Source organism: Williamsia sp. (assembly GCF_016462415.1).
Lineage (GTDB): Bacteria > Actinomycetota > Actinomycetes > Mycobacteriales > Mycobacteriaceae > Williamsia_A.
In genome coordinates, this window is sequence record NZ_JAEMTF010000082.1 from 15,546 (window position 1) to 19,496 (window position 3,951).

Genomic DNA, 3,951 nt, shown 5'->3' on the forward strand with positions numbered 1-3,951 from the left:
AAGGCCGCACCGAAGAAGCCGTCGAGCGACGACGCGGGGTCGGCGAACGGTGATGCCGCGCCCGCGAACACCGGCCGTTTCGCGCTCTACAGCTCCGCGCCGGAGAACGTCGTGCGATCAGACGTCGAGGCGACGCCGGTCGCCCCGTCCGCGGACGCCCCCGAGATCGTCGAGTACCTCGACTACGACGGACTGACGCTGGCCCAGCTCCGTTCCAAGATCCGCTCGGTCGATCTCGACGACCTGCAGGCGCTCGCCGACTACGAGCGCAGCCATCGGGGCCGCGCCCCGTTCCAGACGATGCTCGACAACCGGATCACGGCCGCGGCAGGCAAGTGAGCGCGTCGATCCACCCCGGATCGCTGCGGTGAGCGGGCCCGGCAAGTCCACGCCGGAGGACCCGTGGCCGGTACGCACGCTTAACACCAAGATCGCCGACTGGATCCACCGGCTGGGTCAGGTCTGGGTCGAGGGCCAGATCACCCAGATCAGCCGGCGCGGGTCGAAGACCGCGTTCCTGCAGCTGCGTGACCCGTCGGCCGACATCTCGATCTCGGTGACCTGCTCCCCCGCCGTGCTCGACCGCTGCGAGGTCCCGCTCACCGAGGGCATCCGCGTGGTGATGGCCGGCCGGCCCAGTTTCTACACCGGGCGCGCCACACTGTCGTTGCGCGTCACCGAGATCCGACCGATGGGCATCGGCGAGCTGCTCGCCCGGATCGAGCGCCTCCGTCGCCTGCTCGCGGCCGAGGGACTGTTCGAGCCGGGCCTCAAACGACCGCTCCCGTTCCTGCCGCACGGCATCGGACTCATCACCGGCCGGTCCAGCGCCGCCGAGCGCGACGTGCTCTCGGTGGCGCAGGGTCGCTGGCCGTCGGTGCGGATCGAGGTCCGCAACACACCGGTCCAGGGGCCCACCGCCGTCCCGGCGATCCTGCGAGCGCTCGCCGAGCTCGAGGCCGACCCCGGCGTGTCGGTCATCATCATCGCCCGCGGCGGGGGCAGCGTGGAGGACCTGCTGCCGTTCTCCGACGAGACGCTGCTGCGCGCGGTGTCGCAGGCTCGGACCCCGGTGGTCTCGGCGATCGGGCACGAACCCGACCACCCGCTGCTCGACCTCGTCGCCGACCTGCGCGCCGCGACCCCGACCGACGCCGCCAAGCGAGTCGTGCCAGACGTCGCCGCCGAGTTGGCCCTGATCGACGAGCTTCGTGCGAGAACCGCAGGTGCGCTGCGTAACTGGGTTTCCCGCGAACATCGGGGGCTGCTCGGTCTCCGCGCCCGACCGGTGTTGGCCGACCCACTGCGGATGATCGACGAACGCACCGAGTCCCTGGAGCGGACCCTGCGTGAGGTGCGGCGCGAGGTCGCGCGGTTCGTCGGACACGAGGAACACCGCGTCGAGAGTCTGGCCGCTCGCCTGTCCACACTGGGGCCCGCGCAGACGCTGGCCCGCGGTTACGCGGTGGTGCAGCGGGTACACGGCGACGATCCACCCGAGGTGGTGGCGTCCGTGGGCGACATGCCCATCGGGTCGCAACTACGCGTACGAGTCGCCGACGGAGCCATGCGCGCCGCGGTGATGGGCACCGACAAGAAGAGGGATGCATAGATGGCCACCCGCAAGACCGACGCCGACACCGAGGAGCCCTCGGTCGACGATCTCGGCTACGAGCAGGCCCGCGACGAACTGGTCGCGGTCGTCCGCACCCTGGAGCAGGGCGGACTCGACCTCGACGCCTCCCTGACCCTGTGGGAGCGCGGCGAGGCACTCGCCCGCAGGTGTGAGGAGCATCTCGAGGGTGCGCGCAGACGCATCGAGACCGCGTTGGGTGATGTCGACGCGGACACCGATTCCGACATCGTCGACGACGATGACGACGGCGATCTCGGCGACTGAGTCGCCGCTCTACCCGGTGGGTACCGGCCGGTCGCGTCGCGGCGTCAGCACCTTCGCCGCGGTCACCGCGGACGCCAGTGTCCAGAAGTCGCTCTCGTTGGCCTTGCTGTACAACGCGATACGCGTGTCCTTGGTGTCGGTGACCCACACCGACTTGCCGTCGTCGGCGCCGTAGCGGACCCATTGCGCGCCGCCGACCTCGGCGACCCCGCGGCCCAGGACCTGCCCGGTGCTGAGGTACCCGACGAGGGAGTCCTCGGTCGCATCGGTCTGGCTGAGCTGCATGTACACGCCGTCTCCGGTGATGTAGCCGGCGTTGCTCACGGTCTTGCCGTCGACGCCGCCCCGGCTCCCGGAGTTCGGCTTCCAGTCCTTCGGTGTCTCGGGCAGCCGGATCGGGAACGTCATGGTCTGGGCATCGGCGGTCAGGCCGGCGGTCACGTCGTATGCGGGCGTCTTGTCGTCGCCCGCCCCACCGGTCAGACCGACCGAACAGTTGCCGGAGACGACCGCGATCACCGCACAGATCGCGATGAGCGGGATCAGCGACCAGATCATGTCTTTGTGATCGGTCAGTATCCGGGGTTTGGCAGCCACGAGACCAGTATCCACGCACGCCCATGAAAGGATGATCACCACACCCGCCGTGGGCTCCCACCACGCGCGACCGAGCACTGGAGGCCTCCATGTCCGACCCCGTCCGCTCCCCGCAAGCCCCGGATCGAAATCTGGCGATGGAGCTGGTCCGGGTGACCGAGGCAGCGGCACTCGCGGCCGGTCGCTGGGTCGGGCGCGGCGACAAGAACGGCGGCGACGGCGCGGCTGTCGACGCCATGCGTCAGCTGTTGTCGACGGTGTCGATGCGTGGCGTCGTGGTCATCGGCGAGGGCGAGAAGGACGAGGCCCCGATGCTCTACAACGGCGAGGAAGTCGGCAACGGCGAGGGCCCCGAGGTCGACGTCGCCGTCGACCCGATCGACGGCACCACCCTGATGGCCGAGGGCCGGCCGAACTCTATCGCGGTCATCGCCGTGTCCGAGCGCGGCACGATGTACGACCCGTCCGCGGTGTTCTACATGGAGAAGATCGCCGTCGGCCCGGAGGCCGCGGGCGCCATCGACATCAACCAGTCGGTCGAGTGGAACGTCACCTCGGTCGCCAAGGCCAAGAACATCGCCGTCGCCGACACCACCGTCGTCGTGCTCGACCGTCCCCGCCACGCCGATCTGATCGGCGAGATCCGCGCCGCGGGCGCCAAGGTCCGACTCATCTCCGACGGTGACGTCGCCGGCGCGATCGCCGCCGCGCAGGCCGAGAGCTCGGTGGACATGCTGATGGGCATCGGCGGCACCCCCGAGGGCATCATCACCGCCGTCGCGATGAAATGTATGGGCGGCGAGATCCAGGGCAAGCTGTGGCCGCAGACCGATGCCGAGCGGCAGAAGGCGATCGACGCCGGACTCGAACTCGACCAGAAGCTGACCACCAACGACCTGGTCAAGGGCGAGAACATGTTCTTCTGCGCCACCGGCGTCACCAACGGCGACATGCTGCGCGGCGTGAGCTACCGCTCGACCGGCGCCACCACCCGCTCACTGGTGATGCGGTCGAAGTCCGGGACGATCCGACGGATCGAGGGCTTTCACCAGGTGGACAAGCTGCGTGAATTCGCGACCATCGACTTCGGTTAAGGTCGTTGTCCATGAGTGATTCTGACGCCGACGGCACACCGCAGTTCCGTATCGAACACGACACCATGGGCGAGGTCCGGGTCCCCGTCGACGCACTGTGGCGGGCCCAGACCCAGCGCGCCGTCGAGAACTTCCCGATCTCTCACCGCCCGCTCGAGCGCACCCAGATTCGCGCGATGGGTCTGCTGAAGTCCGCTTGCGCACAGGTGAACAAGGACCTCGGGCTGCTCGACGCCGAGAAGGCCGACGCGATCATCGCCGCGGCCGCCGAGATCGCGGCCGGTGAGCACGACGACCAGTTCCCCATCGACGTGTTCCAGACCGGCTCGGGCACCAGCTCGAACATGAACGCCAACGAGG

At 69.2% G+C, this 3,951-nt stretch carries 5 protein-coding genes and 1 pseudogene; 5 read left to right on the forward strand and 1 reads right to left on the reverse strand.

The genetic code is table 11. The annotated features are described in order from the left end of the window. The 3 genes and pseudogenes from JHC79_RS17355 to JHC79_RS17365 all read left to right on the forward strand — a co-directional run. Window positions 1–339, forward strand: a pseudogene (locus JHC79_RS17355) (hypothetical protein); the annotation flags it as partial. A gap of 28 nt (window positions 340–367) precedes the next feature. Then, window positions 368–1,612 (forward strand): exodeoxyribonuclease VII large subunit, encoded by a 1,245-nt coding sequence (gene xseA / locus JHC79_RS17360; RefSeq protein WP_296393090.1) that lies wholly within the window; start codon window positions 368–370, stop codon window positions 1,610–1,612. Continuing rightward, window positions 1,613–1,900, forward strand: coding sequence for an exodeoxyribonuclease VII small subunit (locus tag JHC79_RS17365; RefSeq protein WP_296393092.1), 288 nt, complete (start codon window positions 1,613–1,615; stop codon window positions 1,898–1,900). It begins immediately after the preceding gene. Between the two features lie 9 nt (window positions 1,901–1,909). Here JHC79_RS17365 and JHC79_RS17370 read toward each other — a convergent pair whose 3' ends face one another. After that, window positions 1,910–2,497, reverse strand: coding sequence for a DUF4245 domain-containing protein (locus tag JHC79_RS17370; protein ID WP_296393094.1), 588 nt, complete (start codon window positions 2,495–2,497; stop codon window positions 1,910–1,912). 89 nt (window positions 2,498–2,586) lie between these two features. Here JHC79_RS17370 and glpX point away from each other — a divergent pair, with 89 nt between their 5' ends. Both glpX and JHC79_RS17380 read left to right on the forward strand, forming a co-directional pair. Beyond that, entirely contained in the window at window positions 2,587–3,591 is a 1,005-nt protein-coding gene (gene glpX / locus JHC79_RS17375; protein ID WP_296393096.1) for a class II fructose-bisphosphatase, read from the forward strand. 11 nt (window positions 3,592–3,602) lie between these two features. Next, window positions 3,603–3,951, forward strand: a 349-nt coding sequence (locus JHC79_RS17380) for a lyase family protein (protein WP_296393098.1), incomplete at its 3' end; no start/stop codon positions are given.